This window comes from Streptomyces nymphaeiformis (assembly GCF_014203895.1).
Taxonomy (GTDB): Bacteria; Actinomycetota; Actinomycetes; order Streptomycetales; family Streptomycetaceae; genus Streptomyces; species Streptomyces nymphaeiformis.
In genome coordinates, this window is the sequence record NZ_JACHJY010000009.1 from 125704 (window position 1) to 139683 (window position 13980).

General features: G+C 70.0%; 26 protein-coding genes. 25 read left to right on the top strand and 1 reads right to left on the bottom strand.

Annotated elements, in window-relative coordinates; translation table 11 throughout:
• Positions 1-407: 407 nt before the first annotated feature.
• From GGE06_RS29225 to GGE06_RS29335, 23 genes are all read left to right on the top strand, one after another.
• Positions 408-731: a hypothetical protein gene (locus GGE06_RS29225; protein WP_184932223.1), complete on the top strand. Its 324-nt coding sequence runs from the start codon at positions 408-410 to the stop codon at positions 729-731.
• Complete coding sequence (locus GGE06_RS29230; protein WP_184932224.1) at positions 728-904, top strand: hypothetical protein; 177 nt, start codon at positions 728-730, stop codon at positions 902-904. Before GGE06_RS29225 ends, GGE06_RS29230 begins: the two co-directional genes overlap by 4 nt.
• Entirely contained in the window at positions 904-1119 is a 216-nt protein-coding gene (locus GGE06_RS29235) for a hypothetical protein (protein ID WP_184932225.1), read from the top strand. Before GGE06_RS29230 ends, GGE06_RS29235 begins: the two co-directional genes overlap by 1 nt.
• Positions 1116-1253 carry a hypothetical protein gene (locus tag GGE06_RS29240; protein WP_184932226.1) on the top strand — a complete coding sequence of 46 codons (138 nt, stop codon included), beginning with the start codon at positions 1116-1118 and terminating at the stop codon, positions 1251-1253. The genes GGE06_RS29235 and GGE06_RS29240 overlap by 4 nt, the downstream gene beginning before the upstream one ends.
• Positions 1253-1603, top strand: coding sequence for a ParB N-terminal domain-containing protein (locus GGE06_RS29245; protein WP_184932227.1), 351 nt, complete (start codon positions 1253-1255; stop codon positions 1601-1603). The genes GGE06_RS29240 and GGE06_RS29245 overlap by 1 nt, the downstream gene beginning before the upstream one ends.
• Positions 1604-1704: 101 nt before the next feature.
• Positions 1705-1881, top strand: coding sequence for a hypothetical protein (locus GGE06_RS29250; protein ID WP_184932228.1), 177 nt, complete (start codon positions 1705-1707; stop codon positions 1879-1881).
• A gap of 95 nt (positions 1882-1976) precedes the next feature.
• The gene (locus GGE06_RS29255) at positions 1977-2210 is read left to right on the top strand and encodes a hypothetical protein (RefSeq protein WP_184932229.1); all 234 of its coding nucleotides are present in this window, start codon (positions 1977-1979) and stop codon (positions 2208-2210) included.
• Complete coding sequence (locus tag GGE06_RS29260; RefSeq protein ID WP_184932230.1) at positions 2210-2359, top strand: hypothetical protein; 150 nt, start codon at positions 2210-2212, stop codon at positions 2357-2359. The genes GGE06_RS29255 and GGE06_RS29260 overlap by 1 nt, the downstream gene beginning before the upstream one ends.
• A complete protein-coding gene (locus GGE06_RS29265; RefSeq protein ID WP_184932231.1) occupies positions 2359-2877 on the top strand; it encodes a hypothetical protein in 519 nt (172 codons plus the stop codon). The genes GGE06_RS29260 and GGE06_RS29265 overlap by 1 nt, the downstream gene beginning before the upstream one ends.
• A gap of 17 nt (positions 2878-2894) precedes the next feature.
• Positions 2895-3194 (top strand): DUF7739 domain-containing protein, encoded by a 300-nt coding sequence (locus GGE06_RS29270; protein ID WP_184932232.1) that lies wholly within the window; start codon positions 2895-2897, stop codon positions 3192-3194.
• Complete coding sequence (locus tag GGE06_RS29275) at positions 3194-3745, top strand: DUF6919 family putative SAM-binding protein (RefSeq protein WP_221518639.1); 552 nt, start codon at positions 3194-3196, stop codon at positions 3743-3745. Before GGE06_RS29270 ends, GGE06_RS29275 begins: the two co-directional genes overlap by 1 nt.
• Positions 3742-3960, top strand: a complete 219-nt coding sequence (locus tag GGE06_RS29280) for a hypothetical protein (RefSeq protein WP_184932234.1) — start codon at positions 3742-3744, stop codon at positions 3958-3960. The genes GGE06_RS29275 and GGE06_RS29280 overlap by 4 nt, the downstream gene beginning before the upstream one ends.
• 21 nt (positions 3961-3981) lie before the next feature.
• Positions 3982-5370 carry a hypothetical protein gene (locus tag GGE06_RS29285; RefSeq protein ID WP_184932235.1) on the top strand — a complete coding sequence of 463 codons (1389 nt, stop codon included), beginning with the start codon at positions 3982-3984 and terminating at the stop codon, positions 5368-5370.
• Between the two features lie 11 nt (positions 5371-5381).
• Positions 5382-7418 carry an FtsK/SpoIIIE domain-containing protein gene (locus tag GGE06_RS29290; protein WP_184932236.1) on the top strand — a complete coding sequence of 679 codons (2037 nt, stop codon included), beginning with the start codon at positions 5382-5384 and terminating at the stop codon, positions 7416-7418.
• Between the two features lie 165 nt (positions 7419-7583).
• Complete coding sequence (locus GGE06_RS29295) at positions 7584-7901, top strand: hypothetical protein (protein WP_184932237.1); 318 nt, start codon at positions 7584-7586, stop codon at positions 7899-7901.
• On the top strand, positions 7898-8320 hold the full coding sequence (locus GGE06_RS29300; protein ID WP_184932238.1) for a hypothetical protein: 423 nt from the start codon (positions 7898-7900) through the stop codon (positions 8318-8320). Before GGE06_RS29295 ends, GGE06_RS29300 begins: the two co-directional genes overlap by 4 nt.
• Positions 8321-8405: 85 nt before the next feature.
• Positions 8406-8597, top strand: a complete 192-nt coding sequence (locus tag GGE06_RS29305) for a hypothetical protein (RefSeq protein WP_184932239.1) — start codon at positions 8406-8408, stop codon at positions 8595-8597.
• A 25-nt stretch (positions 8598-8622) separates the two neighbouring features.
• Positions 8623-8823 carry a hypothetical protein gene (locus GGE06_RS29310; protein WP_184932240.1) on the top strand — a complete coding sequence of 67 codons (201 nt, stop codon included), beginning with the start codon at positions 8623-8625 and terminating at the stop codon, positions 8821-8823.
• Positions 8824-8857: 34 nt separating this feature from the next.
• Entirely contained in the window at positions 8858-9436 is a 579-nt protein-coding gene (locus GGE06_RS29315; protein ID WP_184932241.1) for a DUF6197 family protein, read from the top strand.
• 26 nt (positions 9437-9462) lie between these two features.
• The gene (locus tag GGE06_RS29320; protein WP_184932242.1) at positions 9463-9720 is read left to right on the top strand and encodes a hypothetical protein; all 258 of its coding nucleotides are present in this window, start codon (positions 9463-9465) and stop codon (positions 9718-9720) included.
• A gap of 399 nt (positions 9721-10119) precedes the next feature.
• Positions 10120-10566 carry a hypothetical protein gene (locus GGE06_RS29325; RefSeq protein WP_184932243.1) on the top strand — a complete coding sequence of 149 codons (447 nt, stop codon included), beginning with the start codon at positions 10120-10122 and terminating at the stop codon, positions 10564-10566.
• Between the two features lie 33 nt (positions 10567-10599).
• Positions 10600-11520: a hypothetical protein gene (locus tag GGE06_RS29330; RefSeq protein WP_184932244.1), complete on the top strand. Its 921-nt coding sequence runs from the start codon at positions 10600-10602 to the stop codon at positions 11518-11520.
• A 10-nt stretch (positions 11521-11530) separates the two neighbouring features.
• Entirely contained in the window at positions 11531-11815 is a 285-nt protein-coding gene (locus GGE06_RS29335) for a hypothetical protein (RefSeq protein ID WP_184932245.1), read from the top strand.
• A 7-nt stretch (positions 11816-11822) separates the two neighbouring features.
• Here GGE06_RS29335 and GGE06_RS29340 read toward each other — a convergent pair whose 3' ends face one another.
• The gene (locus tag GGE06_RS29340; RefSeq protein WP_184932246.1) at positions 11823-12050 is read right to left on the bottom strand and encodes a hypothetical protein; all 228 of its coding nucleotides are present in this window, start codon (positions 12048-12050) and stop codon (positions 11823-11825) included.
• A gap of 883 nt (positions 12051-12933) precedes the next feature.
• Between GGE06_RS29340 and GGE06_RS29345 the strand changes: the two genes are divergently transcribed.
• Both GGE06_RS29345 and GGE06_RS29350 read left to right on the top strand, forming a co-directional pair.
• On the top strand, positions 12934-13323 hold the full coding sequence (locus GGE06_RS29345; RefSeq protein WP_184932247.1) for an HNH endonuclease: 390 nt from the start codon (positions 12934-12936) through the stop codon (positions 13321-13323).
• A gap of 182 nt (positions 13324-13505) precedes the next feature.
• A complete protein-coding gene (locus GGE06_RS29350; RefSeq protein WP_184932248.1) occupies positions 13506-13967 on the top strand; it encodes a hypothetical protein in 462 nt (153 codons plus the stop codon).
• Positions 13968-13980: the final 13 nt, after the last annotated feature.

A 13980-nucleotide genomic window follows, 5' to 3' on the forward strand; every position in this document is an offset into this window, starting at 1 on the left:
AAGGCGAGGTCGACTACGAGTCGGACTGCTGCAACCGCCGGAGAACCTCGGGATCCGGCCGTCGTGGAAGCTCGTCCGTCTCGTGCGTGAGCCATCGAAGGAACGCACAGATGTGCGCATTGAGGTTGGAGTCCACCGCCTTTGCCGCCTTAAGTGCCTGGTCAAACAGCTCAGGCTCAGGGCGGTAAGTGCGGGTCTGTTTCTTGTGGACTCCACGAGGCATGGCGAAATCTTCGCATGGTGGATTGCCACCAGTCCAGTGCTGTGGCACTGTGGTGGACGTCCACCAGGGGACGCCTTCCACCGGCCTCTGATGGCAGAACGCAAAACTGCCCCGAACCCGGGCTTCCACACACCGGGTATCTCGGGGCAGCCGACCGAAACCTTGATGCAACCAAGGAGTGGTCATGGCCCATCTTGCCATGCGTAATGGCGCGGACGGCGAAGCCTCCGCGAACACCCTCACCGTCGACCGCCTGCTCTCGGCCCCGCTGTCGAAGCTGCTGGCCGAGGTCAACGCCGAGATCGTCGACACATCGGTGACCGACGAGTCGTTCTTCGGTCAGGTCGTGAAGCCCCGTACCGGCACCGCGCTGCTGTGCATGCCGACCGGCCGCTCGGCCTTCGAGCGTGACACGGTCGCCCGGATCCTGGTCGGCAAGCTGGTTGGCGCCCCGATGCGCCCGGTCCCGCCGTCGCTGGACGTCCGTACCTACGGCGGCACGAAGTGAGCGCCCCCGCGGTCGAGGCCGCGACCGTTGTCTCGCAGCGTCGCCGGATCGCTGTCGGCAAGAAGGTCGGCCGCGGCCCGTTCGTGGTCGAGATGTCGGAGGCCGACAAGGCCGCGCACGCCGCCGCCTCGCACGTCCGCACCGCCCCCGGCACGCAGCGGAGGGCCGCCTGATGGCCGGCTCCTTCTCCCCGCTGTTCGACCCCGACCGCGACGGCCTCGGGTACATCCCGCCTCTCGATCAGGCGATCGAGAGGGCCCGCGAGACCCTCGCCGAGAAGGGGTCGGCGAACCTGCACGACGGCGACGAGATGATCCGCGCCGCCTACGGTCTCGCCCACGTGCTCGCCAGCCTGCTCGACGCCCTCGACGCGGACCGGGCCCGGTGATCGCCGTGGACTGGGCGCAGGAGATCGCCGACCGGGTCCTCGCTGAGGAGACCGCCCGCCGTATGGAGGCCGCACAGCAGGCCGCCGCTGATGCGGAGGCCGCCCGCCTCGCTGCTGAGAACGGTGGCCGGTGATGGCCCTCTACACCGGCACGCTGCCGACCCGGCTCCTGAACGACCAGCAGATCCGGCCGTCGGAGTACCGCAAGTGGAAGCATGCGGCCGACCGGTTCGAGCGTCGCGACAAGGACCGCAAGGTCTTGGACGGTCTGAAGGTGTCGATCCCGGCTGATGGGCTGCTGGAGCCGATTCTTCTCGGTGTCGATGACCGCTACCACGACGTGCGCGTCTCGGATGGTCACCATCGTGCGGTCGCTTTGATGCAGCTCGGTGTCGCCGAGTTCCGCTTCCGCTGGTGCTGGATTCGCGCCTACCGCGTCGAGCACGCCCGGGACCCGTTCCCGTACCACCTGCTGGGCCTGTAGGTCCGCCCCTCTACTGCCGGGGCCGGCAGTCCATCCCCCTGCTGACCGGCCCCGGCGCTCCACCCCACCCTTCCCGCACCTCTGCCACGAGGAGATTCGCCATGCCCAAGTGGGCGTTCCGTGCCACCAGCCGCAGCGGCCAGCCGGTCAACCCGATCACCAAGGCGCCGACCGACGAGATCACCGTGCACAGCGAGGACGACCTCAACCGGCGTCTCGCCGTCGCCGAGAACGACCCCCGCGACCTCGAGGTCGAGATCCGCCGCCTCGCCGACTGACCCGTCCAGCCCCGGACCCGGCATGACGCTGCCGGATCGGATCCGGCCCGGGGCGCTCCACCCGACCATCCCGCACATCCCGAAGGAGCCCAGTCATGTCCGCTCTCGTCCTGATCCCGTCCGATGGCCCGTCCGAGCAGGAGCTCGCCGAGATCGAGGCCGGCCTGCGCGCCAGCGTCGTCACCGACTTCCTGGCCGCCCAGCGCGCCGGTGACCGGCTCGGCATGTTCGCCGCCGAGCACTTGGCCGAGCGGATCGACGAGTCCACCCCCGACGGGCCGCAGCTCCGCGACGAGCTCGACGCCCTCCGCCGCACCGCCGCAGCCTGATGGTCACCGCCGACCAGGCCATCGCCGCCGCCGCTGAAGCCGTGGCGATCGTCGCCGCCAAGCGCCACGGGGCCGACGACCAGGCGCAGGTCGACGCCCTGCTCGACGCCACCGCCCTCATCGCCCGCGACGTCCGAGAGGACACCTGATGCAGATCACCTCCTACAAGCTCGACGCCAGGCATCAGCCCGGCTTCGCCCGAGTCGAGGCCGTCGCCGACAACTGCTCCGGCATCGTGATCAGGGAACTCAACGAGGGCACCGGCCACGTAGAGATCCGTGTCACGAACCGGCGGCACTTCGCCGAGGCCGTCATAGTGGCTGAGCAGCAGGCCATCGGTGTCACTCACAAGCCACTACTGAGCGATGGCTACGACGCCTGGGGATTCACCACCGTCTCCAGCCGCGGTTCGGTCCTCCTGATCGACGTCGAGTCCTGTCGCACCACCCGCGAGATCGACCGGACCCTCATCCACGAGTTGGTCCACGCTGCCCAGTTCCGCCGCCCCGGCGTCCGTGACCTGGTCATCGCGGGGCTCCACAACAACTACGGCGTCCATCAGCTGAGTCGGGCCGAGGCGAAGCGTCTGAACCGGCAGATCGCCGGCCGTGAGCGCGAAGCCGCCCGCCTCGAACGCTTCGCCCGCCAGCTCCGCAACTTCCACTGACCCGAAAGGAGCCCGTCATGGGCTACCGCATCTCCCACAACGGCACCGAGTCGACGCTGTCCTACCTCCAGATCGAGCAGCTCGGCGTCGAGGTGAAGCGCGCCGCTAGCACCTTCGGATGGATGACGCTGCGCCCCCTGTTCGCCCCGAGCCGCGACGGCTACATGGAGATCGACGCCGCGCAGGCCGCCAAGCACGGCAAGGCGCTCCTGAAGGTCGCCGGCAAGCTGCCCGACGGCTGGGACCGGATCGCCCGCCGGATCGGAGAGTCCGCCGAGCGCGCCGCTCGTGCCAACGAGCCGTGGGTGTGGTCCTGATGGGCAGCGTGTGGCGTGACGCCCAGTCGATCGCCGACCTCGGCCGGACGATGGCCGACTGGCTGGAGGGTCGGATCCCTGCCCGGCCCGGCTACTTCGACAGCCGACCCGACACCGAGACCAGCCGGCTCATCACGACGCTGGCCGTCCTGAACCGGGCCGGGTTCGTCACCGTCGACAGCCAGCCCGGCGAGGAAGGCCCCGGATACGACGGCGCCCACTGGCGACAGAAGGCCTACGTCGAGGGCTACATCGACGACCGGGGCCCGCTCCTGCCGAAGATCCTGCGGGCTGCCGACACCAACGGGCTGAGCGTGATCCGCGCCAGCCGGAAGCCTGCGGTGCCGGTCCCGTTCGCCGACCGAGACGGCCAGCCGGTTGCCGGGATCACGACCAAGTACCCGCGCAACCAGCTCGCCCGCGAATGGGACGGCATCGGCCGCCGCGCGTTCCGCGACCTCCGCGCCCACAGCGTCCATCTGATCGCCTACGACCCGGTCTGGGGCCGTGATGACCGGCTGTGGACCGCGCTGATGGGGGCGGTCCGGTGAGCCTCGGCTGGCTGATCGGTCTCACCCGCGCCCGCGTCTTCCTGATCTTCACCGGCCTGGCGTGGCTCGTCGGGCTTCAGGTCCCGTTCCTCACCCGCCTCGCTCTCGTCGTCCTCGCCGGGGCTGCTGTCACCTTCGACGGCTTCCTCGACACCCAGCGGACCCGCACTCCAACCCAGACCACCACCATCCCGCCGCAGCGCACCCCCGCCTAACCCCCGAAAGGACTGATTGCCGTGAGCAGCAGCTACCGCTCCTGGGAGGAGCGCGAGGCCGACGCCACGAAGACCCGCGCTGAAGCGGCCCTCCTCGCAGCTCAGGCCGAAGCTGCCAAGCAGGACCTCGGCGCCGGCGCGGCTAAGACCGCGACCGAGCAGCTCGCCGAGCAGGTCAAGCAGGCCCGGCTTCGCAAGCAGCTCACCGCCGTCGAGGACGACGCAGCCGATGACCAGGCCGAGCGCGACGAGCGCCGCCGCGAAGCCGCCCTCGACAAGGGCGTCGTCTTCAAGCGGCTCGTCACCGTCATCTTCGTCCTCGGGCTTCTCGCCTCCCTTCCGTCCCTGGTCATGTACTTCCTGGGGCTCCGCGCCGAGGATGGCCCCGACGAGCCGGCCCTCTACCTGCTACCGGTGCCGTTCTTCCTGGAGCTCCTCGCCTTCACCGCGGTCAAGGGCACCCAGTGGGCCGTGCGGAAGGGCTTCGCCCGCTGGCCGTTCTGGATCCTCACCGCGGTACTCGCCGGGTTCGCCGGGCTCATCAACGGCTCCAAGGGCGCTGAGCTGTTCGGCCCGATCGCTGGCCTCGCCCTCGCGGCCACTTCGATCGTCGGCCCGGTCCTCGTTGAGGTCCGCGAGATCATCGAGGCCCGGACCGCCGGCGACAACAGGGACGCCGCGCAGCGTGCCGCCGACAAGGCCAAGGCCCGAGCCGAGGCCGCGGCGGCGAAGGGGAAGCAGCAGCGGGAGCGCCGGCAGGACGCCGACCGCAAGACGATGTTCCCGAAGCAGTTCGAGGCGTACCTGCGGATCCTCGCGTCCGTCCCGGCTGGTGCACTCGACCGTGACGAGGCGTGGAAGGAGGCCCGGCTCGCGGTCGAGTACCCGGAGGTTCACGACCGACTGCTGACCCTCCTGTCCCTGCCCGGCATCATCTCCCGGTCCGCAGCGCTCGCCGACGCGTGGCGTGACGTCCAGGGCGGCCCGCTCGGCGTCACCGCCGACGTCCTCGACCGACGGCTTGGCGCCGAGCGGGCTCTGGCCGACGTGATGACGGCCGCTGAGATGACCCCCGAGCGCGTCGCCGTCGACCTCTTCCTCGCCGACCTGTTCCCGACCCGAACGGGAGGCGACGACGGCCCCGCTGGCGCCGTTACCGGGAAGGGCCCCCAGGGGCCGTCCAAGACGCCCGGAGCCCTTGGGGGTAAAGGGAAGCGGCCGGTTCGCCAGCAGCCCGCAGAAGAGGCCGTGAAGCCTCTCGAAGCTGCCCACATCGAGCAGGTCGAGAAGCTCGCCGAAGCCCTCGGCGGCACTGACCGTCTCAGCGTCCGCAAGATTCGCGAGGCCGTCGGCTGCCGCACCGAGTACGCGATCCGCCTCCGAGACACCGTCCAGTCCGAGCAGAGCTGAGGACCACGACCATGACCACCGCAGCCCACACCCCGCAGGACACCAACCGACCCATCCTCACCGTCGTCAAGGACAACGCCCCGGCCCCCGTCGAGGGCACGGTCGTCGAGCACCAGGGCACCACCGTCGCTACCCGGCCCGCGTGGCTGACCGCCGCGCAGGACCACGTGCGCGCCAACCGTATGTACGCCCCCTGGGTCGCCCGCGGCTACTGGCGCCTCGCCCGGAGCCTGTTCGCCGGCTACCGCGACGACTACCCGCAGATGATCGCCACGGCCAAGGCCGCCCGTAAGGCCGCCGCGGGCGACGCCGCCGCCGAAGCCAAGGCCCACGCTCTCGTCGAGACTCGCCGCGCCGACTATCGCCGCCACCGCCTCATCTACAGCGCCAAGGCCGGAGGGTGGGCCGCCCTCGCCGGCACTGGTGCCACCATCACCACCCTCGGCGCGCCCCTCCTCGACATCCCCCTCGCGCTCGCCGCCCTCGGCCTCGGCGCCTGGCACGGCCGGCCCGCCGTCTCGGGACAGCAGAACCCCCTGGCGCCCGGTTCCGCAGCCATGCACCCCGGGGCCGGCGTCCCCCCGACCGCAGGCGACGAGAAGGTCCTCGCCGCCCTGAAGAAGCTCGGCTTCGAAGGCGAGATCATCCAGCCGCTCACCCGGCAGCCCGACCAGACCCTCACCATCACCGTCGACCTCGACGACACCGTCACCGCCCTCAAGAGCAAGACCGAAGCCCTCGCCGGCGCACTGAAGCGCGACGTGCCGATGGTCGACGTCAGCAAGGGCACCCACGCCAACCAGGCCCACATCTGGCTGTCCGATACCGACCCGTTCGAGACCACCCGGCCCTCCCCGCTCGTCCAGGCCCCCGGCCCGATCGACGCCTGGAACGACGGGGTACCCGTCGGCTGGGGCAAGCGCGGCAACACCGTCCGCCTCCTCATCCGTAACCAGCACACCCTCATCGGCGGCACCACCCGCTCCGGCAAGGGCGTCGGCATGGCCAACCTCCTCGTCGGCGCCGCCATGGACCCCCGCATCAACCTGCGGATCGTCGCCGGCAAGGAGAACGGCGAGTTCGACGCCCTCGGCCGCGCCGGAGTCGCCGCCACCTACTTCAAGCCCGACCCGGCCCGGCTCCTCGCCCTCACCGAAGCGCTGACCGTCGACATGGACCGCCGCAACCGGATCCTCGGCGAGCTCGGCAAGTCGAAGATGACCGAGGACACCATCCTGCGGCTCGGCGGCATTGAGCTGGTCGTCATCGACGAGGTCGCCACCTACACCAGCCCCGGCAGCCATGACGACCGTGACCAGCTGCTGGAGAAGCTGATGAAGCTCGCGGCCGTGGCGACCGGCGCCGGGATCCTGCTCGTTCTCACCACTCAGCTGCCGCAGGTCGACGTCATCCCCACCCGCCTGTCAATGAACTGCGGCACCAAGTGGGCCATGAAGGTCGACAGCGGCACCCAGTCCAACACGATCCTCGGCTCCGGCCTCGCCGGTTCCGGCGGCCCGGACGCCTCGAAGTTCGACCCGCCGCGGCCCGGCCTCGGCTGGCTGAACAACCCGTTCGCTGGCGGCACCGACCTCGCCCGCTCCTTCGACCTCGACGAGGACGAGCGCGGGGAAGTCACGCTGCTGATGCGGTACGCGGCCAAGCTCCGTGAGGACGCCGGGCGCCTGGCCGGACAGTGGGATGACCCGATCGAGCAGCACCTGATCGCCGCGACCGGCCTGTCGTCGGCCGCTGGCGGACCTGAGCGCAACGGCCGGCCTGGGCGAGCAGGAAGCCCCGACCCGGGCGAGATCCTCATCGCCCGAGTGATCGACGTGCTGACCGACGCGAAGGTTGACCGAATGAAGACGGAGCCGCTCGTCGAGGCCCTGCGCGACCGCTGGTACCCGGATCTGACGCCCGACCGGTTCAAGGAGCTGATGAAGGAGGCGGGGGCCGGCATCCCGGTCACCCTCGGCCCGATCGGCGAAGAGAAGAACCCGCGCGGCTTCAAGCTGCAGACGTTGACCGCTCTCCGCCGCCCGTAATGCCCTGATCATCCCCTGCTCGGCCCTGCTCACGGCCACATAACCCCAGGTCAGAGCCGCTCAAAGTCCCGCTCAGAGGCTGCTCGGCCTGAGCGGACAGGCGGCTCCGAGCAGGCCCTGAGCAGACCGCTGAGCACCCCTGACCTGCGCCTTTGTGGCATCCCCATGCAGCTGAGCACCCGAAATCAACCCATTCATCCCCGTGGAGAGGAGCCCTCGACGGACGACCTCAAGCCCACCTACCGCAGCACCCGAGCCGACTCCGCGGCCCTCACTGCAGCCCTCCAGCCCGGCATGAGCCTCTACATCCACCACGACGGCCGAGACCACGAGTTCACCGTCACCGGCGACACCGGAGCCCTTCGCAACGCCCCGCTCCTCGCCCCCGCCGGCAGCGACGCACGCATCAGCCTCCACCAACTCCTCGCCATCTACGGCGCCATCCACACCCAGCCACCCAGCACCGAAAGGACCCCGACATGAAGCACACCTACAAGGCCACCTGGGGCGGCAAGAAGGCCCTCCTCCGCGACATCAAGCCCGGCATGAGCCTCTTCGTCATCAACGAGCACGCCCCCATCACCGACCCCCGCCACCCCGGCATCGACGCCGGCCCCGGACGCACCTACAGCGAGTGGATCGTCACCACCAAGCGATCCACCCTCATCGGCGACATCCTCGCCCAGTCCCCGACCCACCACGGCTACGAGGCCGTCACCTCGCTCCTCGCCAAGGAACGAGAGATCCACACCCAGCGCCCCGACCTCCCGCTCCGCGGCGGCCCCGAGGACGAGATCGCGCTCTCCGCCTCCGCACAGCGCGCCGCCCGGAAGGCCACCGAGCGCCACATCCGCGACGCCTCCGAAGGCATGTCCCGCAGGTGGGCCCTCGCCGGTCGCTGACGGACTGCCCGCTGCCCGATCCGCCCGACACGCACGGGCGGTGAGGGGAGCCGGGACAGCCCCGAGCGACAGAAAGGGACCCGACATGTTCGGACGCAAGACCGCCCAGAAGCTCGACAACGCCGCCGCCGCACTCCACACGGCCGGCAAGAAGGTCGGCGGGAAGACCGGCGGACGCGTCGGCGACGCCATCGCCAACACGGTCATCGCCCCCATCCGAAGCCAGATCGACGAGAGCTGCACCAACTGCAGCCGCGGCAAGTGCAAGAAGCACTAACCCCACACCGACAAGGAGGCACCCAATGAGCACCCCGACGATCAACGGCGGCTACGAACTCAACATCGGCGACTGGATCGAGCTGGACGTAGAGATCGCCCCGGACTGCTGCGAGACCGAGATGCGCACGATCCCGAAGACCACCGACCAGCAGACGTACCGCTGCACCAAGTGCAAGACCGTGCTGATCGTCAACAGCAACGGCGTGATCTACGACATCCACTGACCTCCACCACAGACCCCACCGAAGGAGCCCCGCCATGGCCGCGTCCACCGCCACCCGCCCCGCCGAGCTGACAGTCGACGCGGCCAGCCTCATCGCCGACATCGAGGCCTACCTCGCCGACCAGGCCCCCAAGACCGCCCACCCGCTCGTCACCAAGACCACCGCCCAGCTCGTCGCCGAAGCCCTCCAGGCGCCCGCCGAAGCCCCGGGCGACACGACGCCCGCCCTTACCGCCCCCGCGCGCTGGTGGCGCATCATCCCCGACTGGGCCCTCGCCCTCACCCCCGCCCGCCGACTCCACGGCGCCGGACGCGCCATCACCGTCGAGCAGCACCTCGAACTGACCGCGCTCGTCCTCCAGCAGTACGGGCACCACCGCGGCGGACTCCGATCCCGCGGAGGAGCCCGCTGCATCCTCGGGGCACAAGCCGTGCTGTACCGGCTCGGGTACGGAGACGAGAACACCGCCATCGCCGCCGGGAAGGCCATGCAGAACGTGCTCAGGAGCCGCGGCATCGACGACCCCTACCACTGCTGGAACGACCGGCCCGAACGGACGGAAGGCGAAGTGCTCCACCTCATTCGCGAAGCCACCCATACATCAAACGGGTAAGACCCACCCAAACGAAGGAGAAGACCATGGGATACGCCAGCTACACGATCCAGCGCAACGGCGAGACTATCGAAGCCGGGTACGGCATCGACGCCACCTGTGAAGAGCCCGGCTGCGATGCCGACATCGACCGCGGCCTCGCCCATCTCTGCGGCCAGACCCCCGGCGGCGACGAGAACGGCTGCGGCGGCTACTACTGCGGCAGCCACCTCTACATCGGGCCCAGCGAGGAGATCGGAGACCTCTGTGGGCGGTGCATCGCCGCCCTCACGCGACAGCAGTGAGACGCGTAGCAGATCAGTAGTTGTCAGGCCGAGCAGCCATATGTCACACTGCCCCCATCCGGATACCACTGTGTCCGCAGCTACTTAGAGCCCCCAGCATCCGCCGGGGGCTTTCTGCATGTCAGGGGGGCACCATGGACCCGGCCGAGCTGTACCCCGACGACCTCGTCTACGCCCACGAAGCCTCCGCCGCCACCGGGGTACCTGAGACCGTCATACGCAAGTGGGCGTCTCGCGGGAAGGTCAGCCGCTTCAAGGGCGACCCTCGCAAGTACTCCGGGCAAGGCCACGAGTACAAGACGATGTACGCCCTCCCCGAGATCCAAGACGCGGCCTCCAGTTACCGACCACGCCGTACAGCACAGACCGCTTAGCGGTGTCGTCCGAGAGGAGCCGACGGTGGGAAACATTGTCTTCAACCAGGCATTGGGGCGCGTGGCCTCGCTGGCCGCCCTCCCGGCCGCCAGCGACGCTCTCGTCGCCGTACTGCTGGAAGCCGCTGGGCTCGTCTCCGACGCGACCATGCGCGACTACGACGACCTGGCCGCCCTTCTCGCCGGCGCGTCCAACGAGCAGACGACGATGGGCCGCAAGACCCTCTCCGGCGTCACGGTGACCGTCGACGACACTAGCGACCGGGTGGCCGTCGACTGCGCGGACGTCACCTGGACTGCGGCGAGCGGGAACGCGGTCGGCGCCGTCGTCATCTGCTACGACCCCGACACGACAGGCGGCACCGACGCGGACCTGGTGCCGCTGACGAAGCACGACGTGTCGCTCACGCCCGACGGCAACTCATTCACCCTGAGCGTCGCCGACTTCTACCGCGCGACCTCCACCGCGTGACGGCCGGCTTACCGACGGGGGCGGGAGGTCGCCGTGGCCAGCTTCGCTGACGACTTCAACCGCGCCGACAACACCGACCTGGGCGCCGGCTGGGTCGAGGTGTCTGGGGACTGGTCGATCGTCTCCAACCAGCTGTCACCGGGCTCCACGGGCGGCACGATCATCCTGCGCGCGGCTGGCGCGATGGACAGCAACGACCACTCGGCGCAAGTCACGATCACCGCGACCACAGCAGCGAGCCATGGCGTCTGGTGCCGGGGTAACTCGGGCATCAGCAACGGCTACCTGTGGCGCAACGACGGCAGCGAGTGGACCCTGTTCAGTGTCGTCAGCTCAACGTTCACGGCCATCGGCAGCTACGCGGCAGCCGCAGCGCCCGGGGACGTCGCGAAGATCCAGACCGTCGGCTCGACGATTAAGGGCTTCGTCAACGGGGTCCAGCGCGTCTCCGTCACCGACACGGCGGTCGCGTCCGGCACCAGCGTCGGACTCCGCTCCACGTCGTCCGCCGCCATCCGCTTCGACGACTTCGCCGCCGCGGACGTGACCGCCGGCGTGGCCCTCACCGCCGCGACGGAAGCCGACAACGCCCAGTCGCTCGCCGGCAGCAAGACGGCCTCGCTCGCCGGCACGCTGGAGGCTGACGCCGCACAAGCCCTGACCGGCGCCAAGGTGGCGGCCCTGCTGACCGCCACCGCGACCGAGACCGCGCAGGCCCTCACCGCCTCCAGGAGCCAGAGCCTCGCGGCGGCCAGCTCCAGCGAGACAGCACAGCCCCTGGCGGGCGCCAAGACAGCCATCCTCGGCGTCGCCGTCGAGACCAGCACTGCACGGCCACTCGCCACAGCAGGCGGCTCCGGCATCGACACCGTCACCGCCGGAACGCCCCACACGCGGTGGACAGTCGGGCGGACGCGGGCACCCGCATGGACCGCAGGCACGCCACGGACGTAGAGGGGGACCGGTGGACCGCAGCAGCCTCGAAGAGCTCCTCACCCCCATCACCTCCGCCAGCGACCCCACGGCCTACAGCGTCCGCGTTGCTGTCCTGCCCGACGGAGAGCGGCCCGAGGCTGGCGACTGGCACGTCGCAGAGTGGCGGACCGTCGGCGGCGTCCCGCACGCCACGCTCCTCGTCGGCCCAGGCGGCGCCGTAGAACTCGGGCCAGGCGCCTACCGCGCTTGGGTCGAGATCACCGCACCGCCGGAGAAGCCGGTCGTGGCCAGTCAGCGCTTCCACGTTGACTGAGCCCAGCTCAGTCCGACTTGCGGCGCCAGGGCCGGTCCGGGTCGCGCTCAGGCGTGGGACCAGCCGGCCCGTCCGGCTTGCCTCGGCCCGAGGTGGCGACGCCCACGCACAGCAGGATGAGACCACCGATGACCATCGGCACCACGGCGAAGCGGGCGATCGCACCGATGACCAGCAGGGCCAGGCCGACAGCGGCCAACCCCCTTGGCCAGTCCGGCTTCTGCTGCTCGACCATCTCTGCCCCCTTGCTCGTTGAGGACGACACGCTACGCCGGAGGAGGTGACCGCCGTGGCCAGACGAGCAGGATGGCGCGTGTGCTCGACACCCGGCTGCCCCGAGTACACCGACCAGGGCGGCCGCTGCCCGGACCACAGGCAGCAGGCTGAGGCCAAGCGCGGCACGGCCAGGCAGCGAGGCTACGGGCGCGGGCACGAGCAGACCTTCAGGCCCGGCGTGTTGGCCAGGGACCGGACGTGCGTGCTGTGTGGCACGGCTCCCTCGGTCCACGCCGACCACCACCCGCTCAGCCGGCGCGAGCTGGTCGAGCAGGGCCTCGACCCCAACGACCCGCGGCACGGGCGTGGGCTGTGCCAGCCGTGCCATTCGAAGGAGACCGCACTGCATCAGCCAGGTGGAATCAACCCCGGCTGACCCCAGGCACTCGCCGCTGATCACGGCGAGCAGAAGCCCCCGACCCTCTCCGGGTGTCGGGGGCTTCGCCATACCCGGAGGCGCTATGGAAACCAAGGCCAAGACCTGCACGGCGGACGGTTGCGGTAGACCGCACCGAGCACGTGGGCTCTGCTCCACTCACTACAACCAGCGGCAGCCGAACCGACATCGAACCGAGTCAGTACCTTGCGCACTCTGTGGCGTCCCCTGCCAGAAGGGCAAGGGCCGCGGCCTGCGTTACGCCAGGCTCTACTGCTCGTACCTGTGTAGAGACATCGACAGGGCGGGCGGCGTGTACCTGTGCGATGTACCCGCGTCGCACCCTTCTCGCTCCAGCCGTATCCCTGATGGCCACATGGCCATGCTGCTGCGCGAGCGGATAGCGCGGCCGTCACCGTTGGGGCTCCGGAGCTGTCAGTGGTGCGGTTGGGAGTACGCCTCTGTCATGCCCCAGCAGCGCTACTGCGGCAAGAACTGCAAGCGCCGCCACAAGCGAGCACGTCGCCGAGCTCGCCAGTCCAACGCGGGCGGCTGCTACACGTGGGAAGAGGTCATCGGCCTGTTCCTGCGGTTCGATCGCCGTTGCTCCTACTGCCATCGACGCTTGCGCATCGACGAGCAGCCGGAGCCCGACCACGTCGTCCCCCTGAGCCGAGGCGGCAGCAACGCCCTCAGCAACATCCTGCCCGCCTGCTCGGCATGCAACAGCGACAAGAGGGACCTCCTGCTGACGGAGTGGGCCGACGATCGGCACCGCCGTGGCTTGCCGGCTGTCGCCACGAGCTGGGACCCGGCGGATCACCGCTACAGCCACCTGGCGCTCCAACCAGCGTGACGGTGGGTGACCACCGGCTCGGCACCCACCTGGGGAGGGAAGGCCCAGGGCCACCACTGACGGACCGCCGGGGAGGTCGCCGTCCGGTTTGTCAGGTTCAGAGCTCCGGGAACGATCATGCCCGCTGTCACGCAAGGTGACGGCACCCCGCCGCGCAACGCGGCCAGTCAGAGGTGATCACTATGCCGAAGGGTGGAGCACGCTCCCGATCTGGACCCGCCCCCGACCCCACCGCCCTACGCCGCGAGCGTGATGCAGGCGAGTGGGCGATCCTGCCCGCCGAGGGCCGCCAGGGCGCAACGCCCGACTGGCCGCTGACGGAGCAGAGCGCCCGGGAGTCGGAGTTGTGGGAGGGCCTGTGGCGGAAGCCGCAGGCGCTGATGTGGGAGCGGTACGACCAGGGCCTCGAAGTCGCGCTGTACGTGCGTCGGCTCGTGGAGGCCGAGGAGCCGAAGTCGCCGGTCGTCCTGTCGACCCTGGTCCGGCAGCTGGCCGACAGTCTTGGGCTGACGACGCCAGGGATGCGGTCGAACCGGTGGCGGATCGACCAGGAGGCTGCGGTGGCCCGTCCCGCGGCTACTGCGGTGGCGGCGCCGAACTCGGCGCGGGCCCGTCTGAGGGCGGTGTCTGGTGGTAGCGGCTGACGACGGTACGTGG